Annotated in this window: 20 protein-coding genes; 13 read left to right on the top strand and 7 right to left on the bottom strand. The window is 71.8% G+C overall.

Annotated features, from left to right (window positions below; genetic code table 11):
- The first annotated feature begins 16 nt into the window (after nucleotides 1–16).
- From cobA to HTZ77_RS46770, 5 genes are all read left to right on the top strand, one after another.
- Complete coding sequence (cobA, locus tag HTZ77_RS31585; protein WP_175593381.1) at nucleotides 17–1249, top strand: uroporphyrinogen-III C-methyltransferase; 1233 nt, start codon at nucleotides 17–19, stop codon at nucleotides 1247–1249.
- Nucleotides 1246–3483 (top strand): GTPase, encoded by a 2238-nt coding sequence (locus HTZ77_RS31580; protein ID WP_328808880.1) that lies wholly within the window; start codon nucleotides 1246–1248, stop codon nucleotides 3481–3483. The genes cobA and HTZ77_RS31580 overlap by 4 nt, the downstream gene beginning before the upstream one ends.
- A gap of 198 nt (nucleotides 3484–3681) precedes the next feature.
- Nucleotides 3682–5295 (top strand): GTP-binding protein, encoded by a 1614-nt coding sequence (locus HTZ77_RS31575; protein WP_235995494.1) that lies wholly within the window; start codon nucleotides 3682–3684, stop codon nucleotides 5293–5295.
- Nucleotides 5296–5478: 183 nt separating this feature from the next.
- Nucleotides 5479–6378 (top strand): single-stranded DNA-binding protein, encoded by a 900-nt coding sequence (locus HTZ77_RS31570; RefSeq protein ID WP_175593379.1) that lies wholly within the window; start codon nucleotides 5479–5481, stop codon nucleotides 6376–6378.
- Nucleotides 6379–7070: 692 nt separating this feature from the next.
- On the top strand, nucleotides 7071–9218 hold the full coding sequence (locus HTZ77_RS46770; protein WP_328808879.1) for a sensor domain-containing diguanylate cyclase: 2148 nt from the start codon (nucleotides 7071–7073) through the stop codon (nucleotides 9216–9218).
- Nucleotides 9219–9641: 423 nt separating this feature from the next.
- Here HTZ77_RS46770 and HTZ77_RS31560 read toward each other — a convergent pair whose 3' ends face one another.
- Nucleotides 9642–10340, bottom strand: a complete 699-nt coding sequence (locus HTZ77_RS31560) for an ABC transporter ATP-binding protein (protein WP_175593378.1) — start codon at nucleotides 10338–10340, stop codon at nucleotides 9642–9644.
- Nucleotides 10337–11398: an FtsX-like permease family protein gene (locus HTZ77_RS31555; RefSeq protein ID WP_175593531.1), complete on the bottom strand. Its 1062-nt coding sequence runs from the start codon at nucleotides 11396–11398 to the stop codon at nucleotides 10337–10339. The genes HTZ77_RS31560 and HTZ77_RS31555 overlap by 4 nt, the downstream gene beginning before the upstream one ends.
- A gap of 166 nt (nucleotides 11399–11564) precedes the next feature.
- Here HTZ77_RS31555 and HTZ77_RS31550 point away from each other — a divergent pair, with 166 nt between their 5' ends.
- Both HTZ77_RS31550 and HTZ77_RS31545 read left to right on the top strand, forming a co-directional pair.
- Nucleotides 11565–13082: a sensor histidine kinase gene (locus HTZ77_RS31550; RefSeq protein ID WP_205304020.1), complete on the top strand. Its 1518-nt coding sequence runs from the start codon at nucleotides 11565–11567 to the stop codon at nucleotides 13080–13082.
- A complete protein-coding gene (locus HTZ77_RS31545; RefSeq protein ID WP_175593376.1) occupies nucleotides 13079–13702 on the top strand; it encodes a response regulator in 624 nt (207 codons plus the stop codon). Before HTZ77_RS31550 ends, HTZ77_RS31545 begins: the two co-directional genes overlap by 4 nt.
- A 349-nt stretch (nucleotides 13703–14051) precedes the next feature.
- On the opposite strand, the gene HTZ77_RS31540 is transcribed toward HTZ77_RS31545, so the two are convergent.
- Nucleotides 14052–14951, bottom strand: a complete 900-nt coding sequence (locus tag HTZ77_RS31540) for an NAD(P)H-binding protein (RefSeq protein WP_175593375.1) — start codon at nucleotides 14949–14951, stop codon at nucleotides 14052–14054.
- Between the two features lie 82 nt (nucleotides 14952–15033).
- Between HTZ77_RS31540 and HTZ77_RS31535 the strand changes: the two genes are divergently transcribed.
- The 4 genes from HTZ77_RS31535 to HTZ77_RS31520 all read left to right on the top strand — a co-directional run bounded on the left by HTZ77_RS31535 (nucleotide 15034) and on the right by HTZ77_RS31520 (nucleotide 19106).
- The gene (locus HTZ77_RS31535; protein WP_175593374.1) at nucleotides 15034–15441 is read left to right on the top strand and encodes a winged helix-turn-helix transcriptional regulator; all 408 of its coding nucleotides are present in this window, start codon (nucleotides 15034–15036) and stop codon (nucleotides 15439–15441) included.
- A gap of 111 nt (nucleotides 15442–15552) precedes the next feature.
- The gene (gene ettA, locus HTZ77_RS31530; protein WP_175593373.1) at nucleotides 15553–17217 is read left to right on the top strand and encodes an energy-dependent translational throttle protein EttA; all 1665 of its coding nucleotides are present in this window, start codon (nucleotides 15553–15555) and stop codon (nucleotides 17215–17217) included.
- A 286-nt stretch (nucleotides 17218–17503) separates the two neighbouring features.
- A complete protein-coding gene (locus tag HTZ77_RS31525) occupies nucleotides 17504–17887 on the top strand; it encodes an acyl-CoA thioesterase (protein ID WP_175593530.1) in 384 nt (127 codons plus the stop codon).
- 52 nt (nucleotides 17888–17939) lie between these two features.
- Nucleotides 17940–19106: an MFS transporter gene (locus HTZ77_RS31520; protein WP_175593372.1), complete on the top strand. Its 1167-nt coding sequence runs from the start codon at nucleotides 17940–17942 to the stop codon at nucleotides 19104–19106.
- On the opposite strand, the gene HTZ77_RS31515 is transcribed toward HTZ77_RS31520, so the two are convergent.
- The 4 genes from HTZ77_RS31515 to HTZ77_RS31500 all read right to left on the bottom strand — a co-directional run bounded on the left by HTZ77_RS31515 (nucleotide 19099) and on the right by HTZ77_RS31500 (nucleotide 22878).
- Entirely contained in the window at nucleotides 19099–20793 is a 1695-nt protein-coding gene (locus tag HTZ77_RS31515; protein WP_175593371.1) for a glycoside hydrolase family 13 protein, read from the bottom strand. The two genes, HTZ77_RS31520 and HTZ77_RS31515, sit on opposite strands and share 8 nt — an antisense overlap.
- Nucleotides 20794–20809: 16 nt before the next feature.
- Nucleotides 20810–21190 carry a globin gene (locus tag HTZ77_RS31510; protein ID WP_175593370.1) on the bottom strand — a complete coding sequence of 127 codons (381 nt, stop codon included), beginning with the start codon at nucleotides 21188–21190 and terminating at the stop codon, nucleotides 20810–20812.
- 9 nt (nucleotides 21191–21199) lie between these two features.
- A complete protein-coding gene (locus tag HTZ77_RS31505; RefSeq protein ID WP_328808877.1) occupies nucleotides 21200–22150 on the bottom strand; it encodes a mechanosensitive ion channel family protein in 951 nt (316 codons plus the stop codon).
- A gap of 443 nt (nucleotides 22151–22593) precedes the next feature.
- A complete protein-coding gene (locus tag HTZ77_RS31500; protein ID WP_175593369.1) occupies nucleotides 22594–22878 on the bottom strand; it encodes a hypothetical protein in 285 nt (94 codons plus the stop codon).
- A gap of 302 nt (nucleotides 22879–23180) precedes the next feature.
- On the opposite strand from HTZ77_RS31500, the gene HTZ77_RS31495 reads away from it, so the two are divergent.
- Together HTZ77_RS31495 and HTZ77_RS31490 are read left to right on the top strand one after the other, a co-directional pair.
- Nucleotides 23181–24713 (top strand): XRE family transcriptional regulator, encoded by a 1533-nt coding sequence (locus tag HTZ77_RS31495; protein ID WP_235995493.1) that lies wholly within the window; start codon nucleotides 23181–23183, stop codon nucleotides 24711–24713.
- Nucleotides 24710–25198 carry a GNAT family N-acetyltransferase gene (locus tag HTZ77_RS31490; protein ID WP_175593367.1) on the top strand — a complete coding sequence of 163 codons (489 nt, stop codon included), beginning with the start codon at nucleotides 24710–24712 and terminating at the stop codon, nucleotides 25196–25198. The genes HTZ77_RS31495 and HTZ77_RS31490 overlap by 4 nt, the downstream gene beginning before the upstream one ends.
- Nucleotides 25199–25289 lie beyond the last annotated feature (91 nt).

The raw sequence follows: 25289 nt of genomic DNA, 5'->3' as shown, positions 1-25289 counted from the left end.
ACGGGAGAATCCCACCATGGGGCCCTACCTCCTCGGCCTGCGGCTCTCCGGTCGCCGGGTCCTCGTCGTGGGGGGAGGCCACGTCGCCCAACGCCGGGTGCCCGCCCTGCTGGAGGCGGGCGCGGTGATCACCCTGGTGTCGCCCAGCGTCACACCCGCCCTCGACGACCTCATCGCCGGGGGCCGCGTCACCTGGCACGCCCGGCCGTACGAGGTGGGCGACTGCGACGGCGCCTGGCTCGTCCAGGCCTGCACCGACGACCGGGCCGTCAACACGGCCGTCGCCGCCGAGGCCGAGGCCAAGCACATCTGGTGCGTGCGTGCCGACGACAAGGAAGCCTCCGCCGCCTGGACCCCCGCCTCCGGGCGGGTCGACGAGATCAGCGTGGCGGTCACCGCGGGCGGCGACCCGCGCCGGGCCGCCGGCATCAGGGACGCCGTCGTCGGAGCCCTGCGCGACGGCACCGTGGACGCGCGCCGCAGCCGCACCAAGCCCGTGGGCGTCGCCCTCGTCGGCGGCGGGCCCGGCGACCCCGGGCTCATCACCGTGCGCGGCCGCCAGCTCCTCGCCCAGGCCGACGTCGTGGTCGCCGACCGTCTCGCGCCGCGCGCCCTGCTCGACGAGCTCGCGCCCGACGTCGAGCTCATCGACGCCGCCAAGGTCCCGTACGGCAGGTCGCTGGCCCAGAACAAGATCAACGAGATCCTCGTGGACCGGGCCCGGCAGGGGAAGTTCGTGGTGCGGCTCAAGGGCGGCGACCCGTTCGTGTTCGGCCGCGGCGGCGAGGAGATGATCGCCTGCGCCCGGGCCGGGATCCCGGTGCTGGTCGTGCCCGGCATCACCAGCGCCGTCGCCGTGCCCTCCGCCGCCGGGGTCCCGGTCACCCACCGGGGCGTCAGCCAGGAGTTCCACGTGGTGTCCGTGCACGTGGCGCCCGACGACCCCGCCTCCACCGTCGACTGGCCCGCCATGGCCCGCTCGCAGGGCACGTTGGTCCTGCTGATGGCCGTCGAACGGCTCGCCAAGGTCGCCGAGGCGCTCCTGCGAGACGGACGCTCACCGGAGACTCCCGTAATGGTGGTGCAGGACGGTACCCTTCCGACCCAGCGGACGGTTGTCGCTCCCCTTTCCACCGTGGCCGACCGCGTGTCCGCGGCCGGCATACGGCCGCCGGCCATCGTCGTCGTCGGTGATGTCGTCAGGGTCGGCCAGGAGGTCGAGATGGTTCGAGCGGAGCGCTTGCCGTGAGCACGGCCATGGATGACGGGCGCCAGGAGTCGCCGGGTGAGCAGACGTTGAGCTTCCGCGCCATCAGGGACGAGGACGCGGCCGGGCCCGACGACGCGGGAGCGCCGCCGGAGGAGGAGGCCGCACGACCGGCCTCGGAGTCCTCGGACGCCGTACCGGAGCCCGACGCCGACACCGCCCCCGGGCCTGTCGTCGCCGACGAAGCCGACCAGCCTGACGAGGCCGAGCCTTCCGCGCATGAGGAGGCCCCGGAGCCGGAGGACACCGTCGCGGACACAGTGCTTGAGGCCGACGCCACCCCCGAGCCCGAGCCTGACTCCTCCGAGCCCGAGCCTGACTCCTCCGAGCCCGAGCCTGACTCCTCCGAGCCCGAGCCTGAGCCCGTCGCCCTGGAGCAGGAGGACGACGCGGAGGCGACCCCGCAGCCCGAGGAGCCGGAGGAGCCGGAGACGTCCTCGGAGCCGGAGCCGGCGGCGTCCTCGGATGCAGAGCCGGAACCCGCGCCCGAGCCGGAACCCGAGCCCGAGCCCGAGCCGGAACCTGAACCCGAGCCCGAGTCGGTGTCGGAGAACGGCGCGCGCGCGGAGGTGCACGTCCTCCCTCCTGAGACCATCGCCGCCCTCGCCTCAGCCCTCGACACCCTCCGCGTCAGCGTCGCCGACCTGCGCTTCGGCCTCGACCTGCCCGGCGCCGACGAGGCCCGGCAGGCGCGCGCCGACCTCCTGGCCCAGCTCCAGGACTACGTGCTGCCCCGGGTGCGCACCAGCACCGCGCCGGCCCTCATCGTGGTGGCCGGCTCGACCGGCGCGGGCAAGTCCACGCTGGTCAACTCCCTGGCCGAGAAGAACGTCTCCCGCACCGGCGTGCGCCGTCCCACCACCGGCGTGCCCGTCCTGGCCTGCCACCCGGACGACCAGCGCTGGTTCGCCGAGGGAGAGCTGCTCGGCGGCCTGCGGCGCATCGACAAGCCGACGCCCGAGGCCGGCCCCGACAGCCTCGTCGTCGTCCCCACCGAGAAGCTGCCCCAGGGCGTGGCGCTGCTCGACACCCCCGACATCGACTCGGTCGTCGAGAAGCACCACGAGATCGCCCAGCGCATGCTCGACGCCGCCGACCTGTGGGTCTTCGTCACCACCGCCGCCCGCTACGCCGACGCGCCCGCCTGGAACCTCCTGCGCATGGCGAAGGAGCGCGGCGCCCGCCTGGCCATCGTCCTGTCGCGGATCCAGCCGAAGGCCCGCGACGTGGTGCTCAAGCACTTCGCCCGCATGCTCGCCGAGTACGGCCTGGGGGAGATCGACCGGTTCGTCATCGGCGAGTCCAAGGTCGTCGACGGCCGGCTGCCCGACAGCGAGGTGACCGATCTGCGCCTGTGGCTGGCGGAGCTGTCGGTCGACGAGGAGCGACGGGCGAAGGCCGTGCGGGAGACCCTGGACGGCGTGCTGAACAGCTTCCGCACCCGCGTGCCCGCCCTCGCCAAGCACATGGAGACCCAGGTCGCGTTCCGGACCGAGCTGCGCTCGGACGTGGACGCCGCGTACCGCAACGCGCTGGGCGACATCGACCGGGCCTTCCGCGGCGGCTCGCTCATCCACGGCGAGGTGCTCGCGCGGTGGCAGGACTTCGCGGGCTCGGGCGACCTCATGCGCACGCTCCAGCTGCGCAGGCGTGGCCGGGCGGCCCGGCAGGCTCCCGAGCGGGTGCTGGCGTTCCGGGCCGCGCTGCGCTCCGGCCTGGAGTCGGTGATCGTCGCCGCGGCCACGCGCGCCGCCGACGAGGTGGCGGCCCGCTGGCGCCACCGCTCGTCGCTCGGTGCCACGCTGGTCGCCGACCTCGACCGGCCCTCCGACGATCTCGTACGGCACGCCGCCCGCGCCATCGCCGCCTGGCAGGACCACGTCACCGAGCTGGTGCGTACCGACGGGGTGGCCAAGCGTTCGGTGTCCAAGCTGGTGTCGTTCGACGCCGACTCGCTGTCGTTGATCTTCATGGTGGCGATGTTCAGCGGCGCGACCACGGGGGTTCCGCACCGGCTGGTCAACGCGCTGCTGGGCGCCGAGTCGCTGCGCGGCATCGGCGCCAAGGCGCTCAGCGACCTGCGCGCCCGCATCGGGATGCTGTTCGACGAGGAGTCCATGCGGTACGTGCAGGCGCTCGACTCGGCGGGGATCCCGGACGAGTCCATCGCGACGCGCCTCTACCAGGCCACGTACAACCTGGAGGTGGCGCGATGACCCCCCGGACGCCCCTGGTGAGGACGCGATGGACGCCCCCTGCGGGGGCGCGATGGACGCCCCTTGCGGGGGCGCGATGACCGACGCGCCGACCCCCACGACGCCTCTCAGGTGACCCGATGAACCACACCCCGACGACCCCCGGGACGACCCGATGAGCACGATGACGACGACCCCCGGCGTGACCCGATGAGCACCATGACCACCAGGCCCGGCCTGGCGCCGCGCCTCACGGCGCTCACCAAGATCGTTGAGCTGGGCCCGGGACGCCTGGAGCCCAAGCTGCTGGCCGAGGCGAGCACGCTGCTCAAGCGCGCCGGCGAGCGGCTCAAGCTGTCCTCGGAGCACACCGTGGTCGCGCTGGCGGGCGGCACGGGCAGCGGCAAGTCGTCGTTGTTCAACGCCGTCTCCGGGCTGGAGCTGTCGCCCACGGGCGTGCGCCGCCCCACCACGGCCCGTACCCATGCCTGCGTGTGGGGCCTGGAGGGCTCAGGGCCGCTGCTCGACTGGCTGCAGATCCAGGAGCGGCACCGGTTCACCCGCGCCAGCGCGCTCGACCGGGGCGAGAGCCAGCTCCACGGGCTGATCCTGCTCGACCTGCCCGACCACGACTCGATCAGGGCGCTCACCGACAACGAGGCCGACCGCCTCATCGGCCTGGCCGACCTGGTGGTGTGGGTGCTCGACCCGCAGAAGTACGCCGACGCCTCCACCCACCGCCGCTACGTCACGGAGCTCGCCGGACACGAGGCGGTGACGGTGTTCGCGCTCAACCAGGCCGACAAGCTGAGCGCCGCCGAGCTCGCCGAGCTCGTCATCGACCTCAACGACCTGCTGCGCCGCGAGGGCGTCGAGCACCCGACGGTCGTCCCCACCTCGGCGACCACGGGACGCGGCATCGACAGCCTCAAGAGCGTCGTCGCGGCGGCGGTCTCGCGACGCCGGGCGGCCATCCAGAAGATGGAGGCGGACCTGCAGCGGCTCGAACAGCGGGTGGCCAAGTCCATGCCGGTGGGGGAGGCGCTGTCGGCCCCCTCGACGGTCGACGACGCCCGGCGGCTCGGGCTGACCGACGCGCTGTGCGACGCCGTGGGCGTCCCGGCGGTGGGCGAGGCCATGGAGAACGTCTACGCCGAGCGTTCCATGCAGTGGGTCGGCTGGCCGTACCCGCGCTGGATCTCCAAGCTGCGCCCCGACCCCGTCAAGACGCTGCGCCTGCAGGACGTCGGGGACGAGATCCGCGGCATCACCACCGGCACGGTCAGCGCGCAGAAGGCGGAGGTCGTCAACGCGGTGCAGGCGCTGGCCGACGGGCTGTCGGCCGACATGCACCCGGTGTGGCGGACGTCCCTGCAGCACGCGGCCCGCTCGCACCTCAAGCAGCTCCCGCAGACGCTCACGGAGGAGCTGTCGGAGGTGGCGCCCCGGCTCGACCACGTTCCGGGCTGGTGGTGGCTGCTGAAGATCTGGCAGTACCTGCTGGTGGCGGCGTTCGTGCTGGGGCTGGGCTGGCTCGTGTCCGGCCTGCTGTTCGCCGGCCAGGCGCCGCTGGGCTTCCAGCTCCTGGGCGACACGGCGGCGCTGCCGTGGGTGGGGCTGATGATGGCCTCGGTGCTCGGTCTGGGGGTTCTGTCGGGGATCGCCGCGCGCAACTTCGTGGAGCTGGGAGCGTCGAAGGAACGTGAACGGCTGGAGCGGGAGATGCGGCGCCGGGTCGCGGCGGTGGCCGAGTCGGCGGTGGTGGAGCCGGTGGAGCGCGAGCTCGGCCGCCACCACGCCTTCTACACGGCCATGCGCGCCCTCGCTGGCTGACCGGACGGCCGTCGCGGGCGCGCGGGCGCTTGTCGCGCGGTTGTCGCGCGATTGTCCACAACCGCCCCCGCCTCCCCGTCCTCCATCCACAGAACGCCGCTCGGATCCCCGGAGCCACCACCCCCTCCGGCACCGTGATCCCAGGTCGCGGGCACCCCGCCCGCAGGCATGGGAGGCAAACGGATGAACGACATCTACATCACGCTCACCGGCAACGTCGCAGCAGAGCCCCGCCAGTACACCTTCGAGGACGGCGCCAGGGTGACCTCGCTCCGGGTCCTGACCTCGCACCGCTACTTCGACAGGAAGACCGGCCAGTGGACCGACGGTGAGCGGGTCTGCTTCGCCGTGCGCTGCTGGCGCTCCCTCGGCGACAACGTGGCGCGGTCGATCAAGATGGGCCATCCCGTGGTGGTGTCCGGCAAGCTGCGCATCCGCGAGTTCGGCCCGGAAGGAGACCGCCGCTTCATGCCCGAGATCGAGGCCAGCGCGGTGGGTCACGACCTGCGCTGGGGCGCCGGCACGTTCGTCAAGCCGGAGCGGTCCGGCGGCCCGGCCACGGTCAGCAAGGAGATGCGCGACCTCCTCGACGCCGAGACCGAGGACTGGGCCATGGGCGCGAGCACCCGCATGCCCGCGGGCAGGAACGCCATGGGAGGCGGCGGAGCGGCCATGGCGGGCGGCGTGTCCACCGCGGAAGGCATCGGCGCCGCCACGCAGAACGGGACCGACCGCGAGGTGGAGACCACTGCGCCCATGCAGAACGACCAGGTCGAGATCGCGGAGAAGAACGATGTCCCCGCGAAGGCGCACAGCGAAGCTCAAGCGACCGCCGCCCTTGCCACCGTCGCCGCCCCTGACACTGTCGCTGCCACCGTCCCTGCCGCTGCCACCGTCCCTGCCGTTGCCGCTGCTGCCGCCGTCCAGGCTCCCGGCGGCAAGGCGCCCGCCAAGCCCGCCCGCACGAGGAGCCGCTCCGCCCACGCCGACGACGCTGCCCTCCGCGTCCTCGGCGGCGAGGACGACAACGAGCCCGAGTCGGAAGACGCGCGGTGGCCCCTGAGCGAGCGCATCGCCGCCTGACCTGACCCGTCTCAGCCGGCCCGATGCCGCCGACGAATGTTCGGCCATCGGGCCGGCGACGGCGGGCCAGAGGACGACCGGGAGTCATGGCCCGCGGGAGAGCCGAGAGGCCGGATGCGGCCGGCTCCGTGAGGTCGGCCCCGGCGAACGCGAAAGCCCGGCCTCAGGAGACTTCGAGAGGTCAGATCCGGCGGGCTCCAGTGACCAAGACCAGGAGGGGAGCTCCGGAAGCTGGATCCGGGAGAGGGGGGGAAGAGCAACGAGGCGGCGGAGGGACGCAGCGAATACCGAGCCGCCGAGCGCCGCCCTGGCCGCATACCGCGGTGGCACGCGAGCAGCGAATCAGTGGATCAGAGGGATGGACCGGTTCACGGGGGGCGAAGACCCGCACTCCGGGCTCCGGCTTGGCGTCAAGTCCAGGTCACACCTCGCGCCATGGCTGCTCCTTTCCCGTGTTTTCCCGCTCTGGGCGTGAGCGGAATCTCCCTTAGGGACCACGATGACCCAGGTGGTCCCGGTGCCCAACGTAGCGGTTCCGATCGCACAACGCACACTCCGCAACTATTGTGTTACATATCGTTAGTCAGGGAGGAGACGTGATGGCGGCCCCTCGTCACACCCCGATCACGCCTCGCGACGGAGTGTCCACCCTGGTCGGCCGCTGGCCCCTCCTCGGGCAACGGCGTCCCCTCGTGGTCTATCTCGTCGGGGTCGTGACTCTCGATCTCGTCGCGATCGTCCTGTTGGCGGCGTCCAACCCGCTCCGCTGGCCGGACATCATGGCGTTCGTCGCACTCATGGCATGCGGCGCGGCGTGCATCGAGGCGACCAGACGTCTCGGCATGCCCGCCGGCGTCTCCCGCGACCTGCTGTCGGCCTGGTGGCTGCCGGTGGCGTTGCTGCTGCCGTCCTTGTACGCCCTGCTCGCGCCGATCGTGTTGCAGATCCTCCTGCAATGGCGGGTGAGGGCGACGGTGCTGCACCGCCGGGTGTTCAGCTCGGCCGCCATCGGGCTCGCGGGCTGCGCCGCCTCGATGACGTTCCACCGGCTGGTGCCCGATCCCGCGGCGCTGACCAGGGGCGCCATCGAGCCGATCGGCTGGGCGGTGGCGGCCGCGGTGGTGTTCGCCCTGCTCAACACGTCGCTCATCGCCCTGGCCGCGCACATGGCCGACCCGGAGGTGCCGTGGCGGTCGGTCCTGTGGGACAAGGAGAGCGCCCTGCTCGACGTGGTGGAGCTGTGCCTGGGCGTCAGCGTGGCCATCTCGGCCGGCCTCAACCTCGCCCTGCTGATCCTCGCGCTGCCCCCGGTCGTGCTGCTGCAGCGCAGCCTCCTGCACGCCCAGCTCCAGGCGGCCGCCCGTACCGACCCCAAGACCGGCCTGCTGAACGCGGCGGCGTGGCAGCGCGAGGCCGACACGGAGATCGTCCGCGCCCGCCGCACCGGCGAGACGCTGGCACTGCTCATCGTCGACATCGACCACTTCAAGCGGGTCAACGACCGTCACGGCCACCTCGTCGGCGACCAGGTGCTGGCCGGAGTGGCGGCCACGCTGCGGAGCCAGCTGCGCGAGTACGACGTGGTGGGCCGCTTCGGCGGGGAGGAGTTCGTGGTCCTGCTGCCCGGGGCCGACGTCCACGAGGCGCGCCAGGTCGCCGAACGCCTGCGCAACCGCATCAGCCACATGGCGGTCGCCGCCGACGACGCCATGATCACCGTGACCATCTCGGTGGGCGTCGCCATCATGAGCCTGCACGGCGACGATCTCATAGAGCTTCTGGCCGCCGCCGACCTGGCCCTCTACCGGGCCAAAGAACTGGGCCGCGACCGCATCTGCCTCCCGGTCATCCAGCCCACCCATCTCGCCGACCCCCAGACGGCCGCCATCCCGGTCCCGTCACTCTCCGGGGACCCGCACCTTGGCGACCCGCTTTCTGGGGACCCGCACCTTGGCGACCCGCTTTCTGGGGACCCGCACCTTGGCGACCCGCTTTCTGGGGACCCGCACCTTGGCGACCCGCTTTCTGGGGACCCGCACCCTGGCGACCCACATCCCGGCGACCCACATCCCGGCGATCCACATCCCGGCGACCCACATCCCGGCGATCCACATCCCGGAGATCCACACCCTGGCGACCCAAATCCCGGAGATCCACACCCCGAAAATTCACGCGAAAATTCACGCTCGGAAGCCCCATACGCCGAGGACTCGCGCTCGGAAGACTCACACTTCAAAGACTCGCAGCCACCGCCAAACCGCCCACCGGACCCAGACCCCCTTCCTATGCCGGATCGCTCATCCGCCCCTGACCCTCTCGTGACGCCGGACTGCTCCTCGGCCCCGGCTGCGCATCCAGGGTCGGATCGTTCGCTGGTCACGAACACATATCCCGGGTCGGACCGCTCATCGGTCGCGGAGGTTCACCCGGCACCTGACCGTCCACCCATCCCGGGCCCGTCACACATCCCGAAGCCCCTATCCACCCCCGAGCCCTCCCCGATGGACGGATCCCTGACCGCAGGTTCTTTCAACTTTTCCACCCTCCAGAGTCCGCCCCCCGCCTCAGAGCCGCGAGCATCCGCTGAGCCGTCGCAGACGGACGAACCCCCGCCAACGCCTCCACAGCTTTCAGAACACCCTCCACATACGGCATCAGCCCCCATCGCCGGTCATTCGGCAATATCTGAACTCCGGGCTCTCCGCGACGGGCCATCACCCGTCGATCGGCCGCCGACGACGCAGGTCCCGCTCTCGTCTTCTGAGCCTTCACAAGCCGCCGACTCGCCAGAAATCGGCGATCACACCGGCCGGTCGCCTGAGGAGCGCCACTCTCAGTAGGTAGCGTCGAATCTCAATAGGTTGTGTCGAAAGAGGCGCGGCAGTCGCGGCAGGCAGGTCCCGCCGCGCTCCAGCCGGCCATGCCGCCCACGCCTCCCCTCGACGGCAACCTGCCGCTGTCGACAGTGACCCACCAACCAGCCACCAGGCAAGCCGCCCCGAGGTCTCACCCGCCCGGGGGGCTCACCCGCCCGGGGGGCTCACCCGGCCCGAGGTCTCACCCGCCCCGGGGTTCGCCCGCCCCGGGGGTTCGCCCGGCCTGAAGTCTCGTGCGGCCTGGGGTTTTGCCCAACCCTCGGGTTCTCGTGCGGCCCGGGTCTCGCCCGACGTGGAGTCTCGTGCGGCCTGGGGTTTGGTCCGGCCCTCGGGTCTCGTCCGGCCTGGCGTCTTGTCCCACCCGGTACGGCTTCGCGGCCACCCCCCTCAACCGGCGCTGTGCACGCCGCGGATGTCCCCGGCTGTGAGCCGGCCATCACGCATGGTCAGTACCATGTCCACGGCCGACAGGCTGCCCAGGTCGTGCGTGACCATCACCGTGGCCAGGTCGTTGCGCCTGGTCAGCTCAGCCAGAAGGGAGACGACCCGCTCGCCGCGCTCATGGTCGAGCGCGCTGGTGGGTTCGTCGACGAGCAGCACCTCGGGCTCGTTCATCAAGGCACGGGCGATGTTGACTCGCTGTCGCTCGCCGCCCGACATCTGGTGGGGGCGTTTGTGTTCCTTGCCGCACAGGTCCACGGACAGCAGCAGCTCACGGGCCCGGGCGGCCGCCGCGCGGGGCGAGCCGCCGGCCAGGTGCGCCACGACCAGCAGTTGGTCGAGGGCGGTGAGGGAGGGCAGCAGGTTCGCCTGCTGGAACACGATCCCGACGTGGTCGCGGCGGACGCGGGTCCTGGCCGCCTGGGTCATGGCCGACACCTCGCGTCCGGCCACGGACACGGTGCCGGAGGTGGGGGTGATCAGGGTGGCGGCCACGGCCAGCAGGCTGGACTTGCCCGAGCCGGACGGGCCGACGACGGCGGTGAACTCTCCCGGAGCGACGGCCAGGTCGACGTGGTCGAGCGCGGTCAGCGTCCGGTCGCCGTCGGGATAGGTCAGGACGATGTCGGTGAGCTTGAGGGTCATCGGGACGCTCCCAGGGCGGTCAGCGGGTCGACGGAGGTGATCTTGCGGATGGCCAGCGCCGCCCCGAGGGCGCCGAGCAGGATCATGACGGTCACGGGCAGCACGGTGGTGGCCACCGACAGCACGAACGGGACCGTGCCCTCCGCCAGCGCGCCGAGCGCCGCGCCGAGCGCGCCGCCGACGCCGGCCCCGAGGAGGAGGACGATGACGGCCTGGGCCAGCGCGTCGAGCAGCAGGTAGCCGGTGCTCGCGCCGAGCGCCTTGAGCACGGCGACGTCGCCGCGCCGCTGGATCGTCCAGACGGTGAAGAACGCGCCGATGACCAGCGCGGAGATCGCGAACAGGAACCCGCGCATGAGCTGGAGCGAGCCGTTCTCCGAGGAGAAGGAGCCGATGGCGGCGGGCGCGTCGGCCAGGGGGACCGTCATGGTGCCCAGCCGCTCGTCGGCCCCTGCGAGATCGGGCGTGCCGTCGGTGCGCAGGGCCAGGACGGTCGCCACGGTGTCGGCGCCGCCTTGGCGGCCCAGCCATTCCCAGTCGTCGATGCTGATCCAGGCGACCGGGGTATGGCTGTAGGAGGCGTCGCCGCCGGTACCGGCGACGGTGAGGTCCCGGCCGGCGAGCTGTACCTTGTCGCCGGCCGCGAGGCCGCTGTCGGCGGCGAGCGCGCCCGACAGCACGATCTTGCCCGTGCCGACTGACGGCGGGGACAGTTCGCCGCCGGGCTGGACGCCGAAGACGGCCGCCGCGGCGCCGGCGTCGCCGTAGCTGAGCCGTCCCATGGAAACGCCGAGCCGCTCGGCGGTGACGCCGCCCACCTTGCGCCATTCCTGCCAGGTCCGGTCGGTGATGCGGCTGTCGGAGAAGGCGGGCTTGTCGCCGCCGTCGAAGACGATGTGGTCGGCGGGCAGGCTCTCCACCGCCGAGATGTTCTCCCGGGCCAGCCCGGCGGTGAGGCCGGACAGCATGGTCACCAAGAGCGTGATGAGGAAGACGACCCCGCCCATGAGGGCGAAGCGGCCCTTGGCGAAGCGCAGGTCTCTGAGCGCCACGAACACGGCGCAGCCCCCCGTTGTGTATGGGTCGGACACGAACTGATCCAGGCTGCGGCAGCCGGTCGTACCTGTGCGTCGCTCCTTCGGCCCGGCTGGAATACACCTTTTGTACGATGTGGCGCGCGACGGGCCTCGCCTAAGCTGAGCGGGAAATGCTGAGCGAGAAATGATGGACTTCCCGTTCCCGCCCGCCCTCCGGCTCCTCAGGTGGGCCATTCACGGCACGTTCGCGATCCTCCTGGTGATCGCGGTCGCCGGAGTCGCACGAGAGGGACGCGACGCCCTGGTGGTGGGCGGCGTGCTGCTGCTCGTCCTCTACGCGGCGGGGATCGTCGTCGAGGGGCGGTTGCCGCACTTCGACCATGCGGTGGGGGATGTGGTTGAGGGGCGGTTGCCGCACATTGACCATGCGGCGGGGGATGTGGTTGAGGGGCGGTTGCCGCACTTCGACTACGCGGGAGGCCTCGTCGCGGGGTGGTTGCCACGTTTCGGTGGGCGCGCGCACCTGCTGCTGGGCCGGATCTGGCTGGTGGCGGTCACCCTCGGCTGGGCGCTGCTGGTGCTGGCGGCGCCGCAGTTCGTCTGGCTGGCCTTCCCGCTCTTCTTCGCCTACCTGCACCTGCTGCCGCTGGCCGTCGCGCTGCCCGGGGTGGCCGTGCTGACCGTGGGAGCCATCGCGGCGGCGAGCTGGCACACCGGCACGATGACCGCGGCGCAGGTGATCGGGCCCACGATCGGCGCGGTCGTGGCCACGTTGATGGCGCTGGTCTACAAGGCCCTGTACGTCGAGAGCGAGCAGCGCCGGATCCTGATCGACGACCTGGTACGCACCCGCGGCAAGCTCGTCGAGGCGGAGAGCGACGCGGCCCGGCTGACCGAGCGCGAACGCCTGGCCAGGGAGATCCATGACACGCTGGCGCAGGGCATGTCCAGCATCATCCTGCTGCTGCGCGCCGCCCGCCGCGACCTGGACGACCACCCGCGCGAGGCCGCCCTGCGCATCGCCGAGGCCGAGCAGGCGGCGCAGGACAACCTGGAGGAAGCGCGCAACTTCGTCAGGGCCCTGGCGCCGCCCGCCCTGCAGCACTCCTCGCTGACCGCCGCCCTGCGCCGGATCAGCGAATCGGCCGTCGCCGGCAGCTCCACGCGGGCGCGGTTCGAGGTGTCCGGCGTGCCGGTGCCGCTGCCCGCCGACTACGACCTGGTGCTGCTGCGGGTCGCCCAGGGCGCGCTGGGCAACGTCAGCCGTCACTCCGGAGCCGCCAACGGCCGGGTGACCCTCACCTACCTGGACGACATGGTGGTGCTGGACGTCTACGACGACGGGCGCGGCTTCGACCCGCACCGGCCCGCGGACCCGCACCGGCCCGCGGACCCGCACCGGCCCGCGGACCCGCACCGGCCCGCGGACCCGCACCGGCCCGCGGACCCGCACCGGCCCGCGGACCCGCACCGGCCGGCCGACCCGCACTGGCCCGCGGACCCGCGGGCGGGCACCGGCTACGGGCTGCGGGTCATGCGCGACCGGGTGACCGCCCTGGGCGGCACCCTCACCGTCGAGTCGGCCCCCGGCGAGGGAACCGCCGTCGCGGCCACGCTGCCGTTGCCCGCGAGGGAAGTCACGAGGGAAGTCACGAAGGAAGTCACGAAGGAAGTCGTGAGGGAAGTCGTGAGGGAAGTGCGGTGATCCGCGTCGTCCTGGTCGATGATCACCCCGTGGTGCGTTCGGGCATCCGCGCCATGCTCGCCGGGCAACCCGACGTCGAGCTGGTCGGCGAGGCGGCCACCGGCGAGGACGGCGTCGAGCTGGCCCGGCGGCTCGCGCCCGACGTGGTCCTGATGGACCTCCAGCTCGGCGCGGGCATCCACGGGAGCGAGGCGACCAGGCGGATCGTCGCCCTGGGCGGTCCGCGCGTGCTGGTGCTCACCACCTTCGACACCGACGCCGACATCCTGGCCGCGATCGACGCGGGCGCGACCGGCTACCTCCTCAAGGACGCCCCCTCCGGCGACCTCCACACCGCGATCCGCTCGGCCGCGGCCGGGAGCAGCACGCTGGCGCCCAGCGTCGCCTTCCGCCTGCTGGGCAGGGTGCGCGCCCCCGACGCGACGCTCACCCCGCGCGAGCTGGAGGTGCTCGGCCATGTCGCCGCCGGGCTGGGCAACCGGCAGATCAGCAGGGAGATGTTCCTGAGCGAGACCACCGTCAAGACCCACCTGGTGCACATCTACGCCAAGCTCGGCGTCGACTCGCGCACGGCGGCGGTCGCCGCGGCCATCAGGAAGGGCCTCATCCGGCCCTCGTGACCTTCCGCGGCCGCTCTTCCGATCTGCCGCTCGGCCCTCTCCTGGTCTTCCCCGAGCCCTCCCGACCTCCCGCCCTGGTTCTCCCGATCTCCCGCCCTGGTTCTCCCGACCTTCCGCTCCGGTTCTCCCGGCCTGCCCGCGCGGCTGTGCCGGCGGTACGCGGGTCTGTCCTATGGCGGACTCAGGTGAAGGGCGGGCGTCGAGGCGGGTTCCCGTCGGTCGCCTCCGCGGCTTGCGGGCGCGCCAGGGCCGCCGGGGCGTGCCCGCGCGGCTGGCCGGCGCTGCGAGGGACCCGGCGCGCCCAGGCGCGTGGCGGGACCCGGGAGCGTTCCGCTCCCCCCACCGCTGTTCAGATCGAACCGGCGACGGACGGGGAGCTCGCCGGGATGGCCTCGACCAGCAGGTCCCGTACGCGGCGCGGCTCGGCGCGCAGGAGCGCGGTCAGGTCGGTGTCCCCGGCCTGGAGGTATCCGGCGTTGAGGTTCGAGAACAGCGAGATCGTGTGGGCCGTCTGGTAGGGCTCCAGGCCGAGGCCGGTCAGCGCGGTGCGCGCCGTGGACAGGGACATCGGCTGGTAGTCGACCCGGCGGTCCAGCGCGTCACTCAAGGCGTCGGCGATGTCCTGGCCGCCGATCGCCTCGACGCCTTCCAGCTCGTACGTCCTGCCCGCGTGACGGCCGCGACGGCCCCCGGCGAGGTCGTGCTGGATCTCCGCCGCCACCCGGACGGCCACGTCGGCCAGGTCCTGCTTCGCCACCACGGACATCCGTCCCGCGCCGAACGCGGCGGCGAAGACGCCGGTGTCGGCCGCCGACGCCGCCCCGGCCGCCGCCAGCCCGACGGGGAGCTCGGCGTACAGGCCGTTGCGCAGGATCGTCACGTCGAACGAGGCATCGGCGAGGCGTGCCTCGGTCCAGCGGTGCGGCAACGCGATCGACATCAGGCTGCCCGAACCCGCCAGGCTGGTGTAGACGACGTGCCGGACACCCGCGGCCTCGGCCGCGTTCACCACCGCGCCGTGGCGGGCGAGCACCACGTCGTCCTCGGCGTACCCGGCCGAGACGAACACCAGGACGTCCACGCCGCGGAAGCCCTCGGCGAGCGAGGCCGGGTCGTCGAAGTCGATCCGGCGGGCGGTCACCCCGTCACCCGAGCGGGTGCCACCGGCCACGTCGAGCCCCTCCTCGCCGGAGAGACCATGGAAGATCAGGCTGCCGAGCCCGCCGGAGATGCCGGTGACCAGAATCATTTGCCGCTCCTTGACGTTGGTGCTGGAGAGAAACAGCACCGATCATCCGCGCCGGGCGGCGACGCCGTAAGGAGGCACTCTCGTGTCAGTCACGAACACGGCGGTAACCCCGCAGGTCAGCGGCCCTGTTCCCGCCGGGCCGTGTGGCGATGACGACTGCGGGATCCGCGACGTGCTCGACCGGCTCGGTGACCGGTGGACCGTGCTGGTCCTGGTCGAGCTGTCCAAGGGCACACGCCGCTTCCGGGAGCTGGAACGCGCGATCCCCGGCATCTCCCAGCGCATGCTCACGGTGACGACCAAACGCCTGTGCCGCGACGGGCTCGTCGAACGGACCGTCTACCCGACCATCCCGCCGCAGACGGAGTACCGGCTCACTCCGATGGGCGAAAGCCTGGCGACCATGGTGTCCGCGCTGGCCGACTGGTCCCGCGACCACAAGGACGCCATCACCGCCGCCCGCGGCCGCTGGGACGAACGGCAGATGTAGGACGGGCGGCGCCGGGCATTCCGCAGCCGTCGCCGTCACAACCCCGTACCCTGGCCCGGGATCGGTGCCCGACCGGCGGAAGCCCCGTCAGGAGCCCCTAAGCTAGATGTCATGCCGGAGTACATCTACACGCTGCAGCGCGTGCGCAAGGCGCACGGCGACAAGGTTGTCCTTGACGACGTCACGCTGTCGTTCCTGCCTGGAGCCAAGATCGGTGTCCTTGGTCCCAACGGCACGGGCAAGTCGACGCTGCTCCGCATGATGGCCGGCCTGGAGCAGCCGTCCAACGGTGACGCGCGGCTCATGCCGGGCTTCACGGTCGGCATGCTCCAGCAGGAGCCCCCGCTCAACGAGGAGAAGACCGTCCTCGGCAACGTCCAGGAGGGTGTCGCCGAGACGATGGCCATGCTCGAGCGCTACAACGCGATCGCCGAGCAGATGGCCACCGACTACAGCGACGAGCTGCTGGAGGAGATGGGCAAGCTCCAGGAGCAGCTCGAGCACCGCAACGCGTGGGACCTCGACAGCCAGCTCGAGCAGGCGATGGACGCGCTGCGCTGCCCGCCGCCCGACGCCGACGTGACCAAGCTGTCCGGTGGTGAGCGGCGCCGCGTCGCGCTGTGCAAGCTGCTGCTGGAGGCGCCCGACCTGCTGCTGCTCGACGAGCCCACCAACCACCTCGACGCCGAGAGCGTCCAGTGGCTGGAGCAGCACCTGGAGAAGTACGCGGGCACCGTGGTGGCCGTCACCCACGACCGCTACTTCCTCGACAACGTCGCCGGCTGGATCCTCGAGCTCGACCGCGGCCGCGCCTACGTCTACGAGGGCAACTACTCCACCTACCTGGAGTCCAAGGCACAGCGGCTCAAGGTCGAGGGCCAGAAGGACGTCAAGCGCAAGAAGCGCCTGGAGGACGAGCTGGAGTGGGTCCGCTCCAACCCGAAGGCCCGCCAGACCAAGTCCAAGGCCCGTCTCCAGCGCTACGAGGAGATGGCGGCCGAGGCCGACAAGTACCGCAAGCTCGACTTCGAGGAGATCCAGATCCCGCCGGGCCCGCGCCTCGGCACGACGGTGATCAAGGCGGACGACCTCACCAAGGGCTTCGCCGACCGGCTGCTCATGGAGAAGCTCTCCTTCGACCTGCCGCGCAACGGCATCGTCGGTGTCATCGGCCCCAACGGCGTCGGCAAGACCACGCTGTTCCGCATGATCACCGGCAGCGAGACGCCCGACGGCGGCTCCATCGTCGTGGGCGACACGGTCAAGATCTCCTACGCCGACCAGAGCCGCGGCGGCATCGACCCCAACAAGAACGTCTGGGAGGTCGTCTCCGACGGTCTCGACCACATCAAGGTCGGCAACGTCGAGATGCCGTCGCGCGCCTACATCGCCGCGTTCGGCTTCAAGGGCCCCGACCAGCAGAAGAAGGCCGGTGTCCTGTCGGGTGGCGAGCGCAACCGCCTCAACCTGGCGCTGACCCTCAAGCAGGGCGGCAACGTCCTGCTCCTCGACGAGCCCACCAACGACCTCGACACCGAGACCCTGTCGTCGCTGGAGAACGCGCTGCTCGACTTCCCGGGCTGCGCGGTCATCACCTCGCACGACCGGTGGTTCCTCGACCGCATCGCCACCCACATCCTGGCGTGGGAAGAGGGCTCCAACTGGTTCTGGTTCGAGGGCAACTTCGCCGACTACGAGAAGAACAAGATCGAGCGCCTGGGCGCCGACGCGGCCCGGCCGCACCGGGTGACCTACCGCAAGCTCCACCGCGACTGAGCGCTCCCGACGCGTTCGGGTGTTTGAGGGCTCAAGCGAGGGCTTGTGCGGTCGGCGGTTTCTTCCGCGTATGACGTGAGAGCCGCGCCCGCCGTCATTCCTCCATCACGCAGATGATGGTGGGACGACGGCGAGCGCGGCTCTCGCGCGTTCCAGGGGGGTGCCGTCCGCAAGGCGCGGCTCATGGCGGGCCCGAGGTGAGGAGGACGACGCCCCGACGGGTACCGTGGCGGGCGTGGTGCAAGAATCCCTCGAAACCCTCGCTCGGCGGCACGTCTTTCCCCGGATGGTGCGCTTCGCGGACATCGACTCGCTCGGGCACGTGAACAACGTCCGGTTCTTCGACTACCTGGAGGACGCCCGGCTCGGCATGTTGCACATCGACCCGTACCGGGCGGGTGACGCGCCGTTCAAGGGCCTCGTCATCGCCCGGCACGAGATCGACTACCGCCGGCCGCTGACGTTCCGGGCCGAGCCGGTGCGGGTGGAGACGTGGGTGACGGAGATCAAGCCGGTGCGCTTCACCCTGGCGTACGAGATCCGCGACGACGACGAGGTGTTCGTGACGGCGACCTCGGTGGTCGTGGGCTACGACGTCGAGGCCGCCGCGCCGCGCAGGCTGTCGCCGCAGGAGGTCGCGTACCTCGAACGCTTCAAGATCACCGCGTAGCGGCGTGGCAGCGCGAGAGCGGACACAGAGGCACGGCAGAAGGCGCTGGGTGATGCTCGCCCTGGGCGTCAACGCGCATGCGAGCGTCACCCTGGGCCTGTTCGGGCTTCCTCTGGTCATGCCGGACCTGCAGCGTTTCTTCGACCTGTCGCTGCCGGTCGCCGGCATCGTGGCGAACGCCCCGGCGATCGGCGTGCTGTTCGCCCTCGTCCCCTGGGGCGTGCTCGCCGACCGGCACGGCGAGCGGCTGGTGCTGGGCGTGGGCGTGGGGCTGGCGGCGGTGTTCTTCGGGGCCGTGACGCTGGTCAGCGGCGTCTGGGCGGTCGTCGCGCTGCTGGCGCTGGCGGGCGCCGCGGGCTCGGCCGCGATGGTGGGCGGCGGCCGGATCGTGCTGCGCTGGTTCCGGCCGCCGGAGCGCGGCGTCGCCATGGGCCTGCGGCAGGTGTCCTACACGCTCGGCATGGCCATGGCCGCGTTCGTGCTGCCGCCCGTGTCACGCGCCCACGGCATCCCCGGTGTGCTGGGCGTCTGCGCCGCCGTGAGCCTCGTCGCCGCCGTCCTGGCCGCCCTGTTCCTGGCCGAGCCGCCGCATGACGCCCCCGGTTCGGGGGCCGCGCCGGCCGGCTCGCCGTACCGGCAGCCGGCCCTGTGGCGGGTGCACGCGACCAGCGCGCTGCAGGCGGTGCCGCAGATCGTGGTCAGCACGTACGGCGTCGCCTGCCTCGTCCACGTGTACGGCTGGGACGGGGTCCAGGCGGGACGGCTGTTCGGGGTGGCGGCGGTCGGCGGCGCCGCGGTGCGCATCGCGGTGGGGCGCTGGTCCGACCGGACGGGTCTGCGGATGGCGCCGCTGCGGCTCCTGACGTTCGGCAGCCTAGTGGTGCTGACCCTGCTGCTCCTGGGCACCTTCACCGGGTCGTGGCCCGGCACGGTGATGCTGGCGCTGGCGGCGGTCATCACCGTGGCGGGCAACGGCCTGGCGTACCTGGCGGCCGGTGAGCTTGCCGGGCCCGGCGCGGCCGGGCGGGTGCTGGGCACCCACAACACGATCCAGAACGTCGTCGCCCTCGCCGTGACCCCGCTGGCCGGTCTGCTGATCACGCATGCGGGCTACTGGGCGGGGTTCGCGGCGGGGCTGGTGTGCGCGCTCGTCTCCGTCCCGGTCATCCCGGCACGCGGCGAGCGCGGCGCGCACACCACCCCGACCGGCGTCACCTGACGGGGCCGGGCGCGACCTGAAGCCAGACGGCCGTGTCCGGAGGCAGGACGCCGCCGGTCAGCGGCCCGCCCACCGTAGGCCCGCCCACCGTAGGCCCGCCCACCGTAGGCCCGCCCACCGTAGGCCCGCCCACCGTAGGCCCGCCCACCGTAGGCCCGCCCACCGTAGGCCCGCTCGCCGCAGGCCCGCCCGCCGCGGGTCCGCCTGCCACCGCTCCGTCCGCCAGGGGGCCGCTCGCCAGCAGGACGCGTTCGTGCGGCGGCAGTCGTACGGCGTCGGTGCCGCAGTTGAGCGCGCACACCAGCGATCCGCGCCGGAAGACCAGCGCGTCCTCGTGCGAGTCCAGCCACTCGATCGCGTGCGGGACGTCCTCCACCACCTCCCGCCGGCAGGCCAGCGCCGCCCGGTAGAACTCCAGCGTCGAGGCCGGGTCGCCCGTCTGGGCCGCGACGCTCAGCGCGCCGAACTCCTCGGGCTGCGGCAGCCACGGCCGCGCGTCGCCCGGCGAGAACCCGTGCGACGGCCCCGACGTCTCCCACGGCAGCGGCACCCGGCAGCCGTCGCGGCCCGGCAGCTTGCCCTCCGACTGGAAGAAGACCGGGTCCTGCCGCGCCTCCGGGGGAAGATTCTTCACCTCGGGGAGACCTAGTTCCTCCCCCTGGTAGAGGTATGCAGACCCGGGAAGCGCCAACATGGCAAGAAGTGCCGCTTTTGCCCGGGCGAGCCCGGTTCCCGGGTCGGCCGTCTCGTAGCGGGTGCGGTGCCGTACGACATCGTGGTTGGACAGCACCCACGTGGCGAACGGCACGGTCGTCAGCGTGTCGTCGATCACCTTGCGGAACGCCGTCGCCGACCAGGGCGCCTGGAGCCAGGCGAAGTTGAAGCTCTGGTGCAGCTCGTCCGGCCGGACGTAGCGGGCCAGGTCCTCCGGGTCGTCGGTCCACACCTCGCCCACCGCCATGCGCTCGCCCGGGTAGCCGTCGAGCAGCTTGCGCCACGACCGGTAGACCTCGTGCACCTCGGGCTGTCCCCACACCGGCGAGCGCGCCCCGAACGCCTGGTCGTCCACCGCGGGCAGGTCCGGCAGGTCCTCCGCCTTGTACAGGCCCATCGCCACGTCGATGCGGAACCCGTCGACGCCCCGGTCCAGCCAGAAGCGCAGGACGTCCAGGAACTCCTCGTGGACCTCCGGCTCCCGCCAGTTGAAGTCGGGCTGCTCCGGCGCGAACAGGTGGAGGTACCACTGCCCGTCGGCCACCTGCGTCCAGGCGGGCCCGCCGAAGGTGGACTGCCAGTTGTTCGTCCGGTCGCGGAAGAGGTAGCGCTCGCGCCGTTCCCCGCGCAGCGCCGCCTGGAACCACGGGTGCTGGGCGGAGCTGTGGTTGGGCACGATGTCGACGAGCACCCGCAGCCCCAGCTCGTGCGCGTCGGCCACCAGCGCCTCGAAGTCGGCCAGCGACCCGAACAGGGGATCCACGCCGCGGTAGTCGGCCACGTCGTAGCCGCCGTCGGCCATGGGGGAGGGGTAGAAGGGCGTCAGCCAGACGGCGTCGACGCCCAGGTCGCGGAGGTACGGCAGGCGCCGCCGGATGCCGGCGAGGTCGCCGACGCCGTCACCCGAGGCGTCGGCGAAACTGCGTACATAGATTTCGTAAACGACCGCATCACGCCACCAGGGGATAGTCATGGGGCGGTCATGCCCGTTATGTGGGCGAGTTCACCAGGCTGTGCGCCGCGTACACCAGGTAGTCCCAGAGCCGCTTCTCCTGCTCCTCCGGCAGTTCCAGCGACTCCACGCCGTCTCGCATGTGCTTGAGCCAGGCGTCGCGCTCGGCCTCGCCGATCACGAACGGCACGTGGCGCATGCGCAGACGGGGGTGCCCGCGCTCCTGGCTGTAGGTGTTGGGCCCGCCCCAGTACTGGATCAGGAAGCCGCGCAGCCGATCCTCCGCGCCGGTGAGGTCCTCCTCCGGGTAGAGGGGGCGGAGCAGCGGGTCCTGGGCCACCCCCTCGTAGAAGCGGTGCACCAGCCGGCGGAAGGTCTCCTCGCCCCCGACGGCCTCGTAGAAGGAGGTCTCAGTCACGGTGCAAGCCTACGCGCCGGGCGCCAGTGCGATGCCTGCGGTGTCGAGCGCGCTCTTGACCTTCAGCCGCATCTCCCGCGCGACCTGCGCCTGCTTGGAGGGCAGCGTCTTGGCGGAGATGCGGAAGACGATCGTGCTGTCGGACAACTGCTCGACGCCGAACACGTCGGGCCGCTCCACGATCACCGTCTCGCGGAACTCGGGGTCGTCCCACATGTCCTTGGCGATGCCCTCCAGCACGTCGCGCACCGCCGAGACGTCGGTGGCGTAGCCGACCGGGACGTCCACGTAGGCCCGCGACCAGCCCTGCGACTCGTTGCCGACGCGGGTGATGGTGCCGTTGCGCACGTACCAGACCCGGCCGTCGGCGTCGCGCAGCCGCGTGATCCGCAGCGTGACCGCCTCGACCGTGCCGACGGCGGCGCCCGCGTCGATCACGTCGCCCACGCCGTACTGGTCCTCCAGCAGCATGAACATGCCCGCGATGAAGTCCTTGACCAGCTCCTGCGCGCCGAAGCCGATCGCCACGCCCAGGATGCCGACGCTGGTCAGCAGCGGGGCGATGGGGATGGTCAGCCGGTCGAGCACGGTGAGCACGGCCGTGCCGAGGATGACGATCGAGGCGATGTGCCGCAGCACCGATCCCATGGTCTCGGCCCGCTGCTTGCGCCGCTCGTGCAGCAGCACGTCGATGCTCTCGGAGCCGGCGCCGGTCCGGCGGAAGCGGGTCATGATCGAGCCGCCGGTCGCGGCGCGGGTGACCACGCGGGTGATGACGCGGTGCGCGACCTTCCGGATGGCGATCGCGAGGATCAGGATCAGCACGATCGTGATCAGGGTCGCCACCAGCGGCGCCCACGTCGCTCCGTCGAACAGCCCGGCCAGCGTGGAGCAGAGCAGCGTGTCGCCCTCGCAGACGCTGGACATCTGCTGGTTCAGCGCGTCGAAGCTGGGGAGCACGGACGCTGGAGTGGGTGATGGCGCCGGCGTCGCCAGGAACACTGGGAGGATCCCCCTTCGGGAAAGCGGTTCGGTCGGCGGATCTGGACCGTTTCGATCCACAAGATACCGCCGACCGAACCGGCCGCCGTCACATCACGCCGGGGAAGACGGGGTCATCAGAGCCCGGGGCCGCGGAGGGCGGGGCCTGATGCTCCGGTGACGTGCGGCCCGGCAGGGGCGCGCACCCGGAAGCGCGTCCCATACCGTTTCTCCCGGGGCGTACACCCCGGGACCCTCCGGTGTGACCCGGAGGGCGCTTGCCGAACTGAATGGAACCGGCGGGACGGCCAGGGCCCCCGCGAACGGGAGGCCCTCCGCACCGGCCGCCCCGCCGGCTCCGCGAAGCCGCGGTGGGCGCGGTGAGCCGTGGTGGCTGCGCTCCACCCGGATCACCGCCTGCGTCATTCGCCCACCGCGGCGAGCACCCGGGCGACCTTCGTCGCCGCACCAGCCGGGTCCTCGGCCGTGTGCATCCGCTCTCCCCAGGACCAGCAGTACCACCAGTCCGGAAGGTCGGAGACCGCTGTCGGCCGACAGGTGACGTTCTCGGACAGGCTCGTCGCGTTCGGGTTGATCACCCGTACGAACAGCCTGCCGGTCTGGGTGCGGACCACGCGTGCGAGCAAACCGCGTGCGTCGAGCTCCGTTACCAGACGCTCCAGGTGCTCGAAGTCGTCGTCCCCCACCTTTCGTCCCTCCCTCGCTCGTTGCCGGTGCGCCAAAGATGACTCAACTGAGCGCGCTACGCAACGAGCACATCCCGATCACAGGGAGTGGCTATTCACCCGTGGGTTGTAAGAAACAGTCCGCCGGAGGACGATCCTTAACCGTAAGCTTCAAGAGGACGTTTTCTTCCCGTCCACAATGGTCCATAGTCTATGGTAGGCGCTCTGCAACCCAGAGACTACGCTCAGTGATCGGTCACGGATCGTACGGGACGTGTGTGAGAGGGGCCGGGATGTCCGGCAGGCAGCACAGGGAAACGGAGATGGCGCGGCGCATCCGGGCCAGAGGACTCGCCGCCGGCCGCATGCCCGCCCAGATCGCCGAAGAAATACATGAGGCATGCTCGCCTCAGTTCGGCACGACGCGGATCAAGGGTCATCGCCTCTCCCACGGCATCGCCCTGGCCGACGTCATCGAGCAGGTGCGCGCGCTGTTCGATCGCGACGCCAAGGCGCCGCCCGGCATCGGCGAGACCCTGCTGTCGGCGTACGAGAGCGGCCTGAAACGTCCCGGCCCCGAATACCTCCATTACCTGTGCACCGTCTACCGCGTCGAACCCGCCGCCCTCGGCTACGACGGCCCGTGCATCTGCGGCCACGGCCATCGGGGGCCCGCCGCGGCCGCCTTCGACGTCGCGGACGGCGCCCCTCTCTCGGTCGACACCCGCGAGCCGCGCATCAGGCAGTCCGGTGACGAGGAGACGCCGCACGAAGGCCAGGAGGACGAGAACATCCTGCGCCGCACCCTGCTCCACCTCCTCGACAGCAAGTCCTCCTCCGTCAAGCTCGAAGGGCCGGTGCTCGGCGCCCTGGAGGGCATCAGGCGGCGGATGGACGAGACGCTCGTCTGCGCCACGGTCTCGCCGGCCATGCTCGACCAGTGGGAGGAGGTCACGCAGGCCTTCGGCCGGCAGTACACGACCACCGCCCCGCAGCGGCTGCTGTGCGACGTGGCGCTGGAGCTGAGCGCCGTCCGCAACGCGCTGAACCGTCGCCAGCCGATCGACCTGCAGGAGCGCCTGTGCCGCATGGCCGCGCAGCTCGCCGGCCTCTGCGGCATGATCATGATCAACCTGGGCGACCACCGCCTGGCGCGCTCTTTCTTCCGCACCGGCCGCATCGCCGCCGACGAGACCGGCGACCGCGCGCTGCGCGCCTGGGTGACGGCCCGCGAGTCGCTCGTCCCGCTCTACTACGGCGACGCCCGCGAGGCGCTCAACCTGGCCAAGAAGAGCCGCGACCTGGCCGGCACCGTGCCGTGCGCCGCGCAGGCCATGGCCCCGGTCGTGGAGGCCCGCGCGCTGGCGATGCTGTCGGGCACCGACAGCAAGAAGGAGATCGTCGACCAGGCCAAGCGCGCGATGGCCCGGGCCCGCAACGCCTTCAGCCACATCAAGGGCGACGAGCGCGAGGACATGGCCTTCGGCTACACCGAGCGCCAGCTCTACTTCTACCAGGGCGACGTGCTCACCAAGCTCGGCCAGACGCTGGAGGCCGAGGTGGTGCTGGAGCAGGCCCTGGACAAGTACCAGGACCACATCCTCGACCAGACGCTGATCAGGCTCGACCGGGCGCAGTGCCGCCTCATCGAGGGCGACGTCACCGAGGCGCTGCAGATCGGCACCGAGGCGCTGAAGCTGGTCGGGCCCGAGTACCGCACCGAGTTCATCATGCGTCCCGCGCTCGCCTTCGAGCAGGCGGTCATGCAGCGCGACCGCAACCACCCGGGCCTGGCCGACTACCGCGAGCAGCTGCGCCAGGAGGCGCCCGCGAACGATGGAAAGGCCGGTGCATGAACCTGAAGATCCGCCGTTACCGCTGGTCCGACCTGGACACCATCCTGGCGCTGCACCAGATCTGCCTGGCCCAGGTCGGCCTGTTCCCCGGTGACGGGGTCTACTACGACGACGACTTCCCGCGCATCCAGGAGCTCTACCTGGTCTGCGGCGGCGACTTCCTCGTGGGCGAGGCGGACGGCCGGGTCGTCGCCATGGGGGGCCTGCGGCCCATCGACTGCGGCCTGGCCGAGATCTGCCGGCTGCGCGTCCACCCCGACCACCAGCGGCGCGGTTACGGCGCCGAGATGCTGACCGCTCTGGAGAAGCGGGCGGTCGCGCTGGGCTTCCACAGCGTCCGCGGCGACACCACGTTGCGCCAGGAGGCCGCCCTCGCGCTCTACGCGCGGCAGGGGTGGCGGGAGATCTCCCGCGCCCGCGTCGGCGACCTCATCGTGGTGTATGGCGAGAAGCGGCTCGTGCCCGCCGCCGTCCTCGACGCCTGACCCCGCTCCGTCCCTCCGTCCCTTCGTGCCACCGGCCGCCGCCGGACCATGCCCGGCGGCGGCCGGTGGCGTGCCGGAGCGGCCCGGCGGT

Origin of the sequence: Nonomuraea montanisoli (assembly GCF_013363975.1) — a bacterium.
Taxonomy (GTDB): domain Bacteria; phylum Actinomycetota; class Actinomycetes; order Streptosporangiales; family Streptosporangiaceae; genus Nonomuraea; species Nonomuraea montanisoli.
The sequence above is the reverse complement of the archived record's forward strand: the minus strand, read 5'-3'. Positions and strand labels throughout refer to the sequence as shown.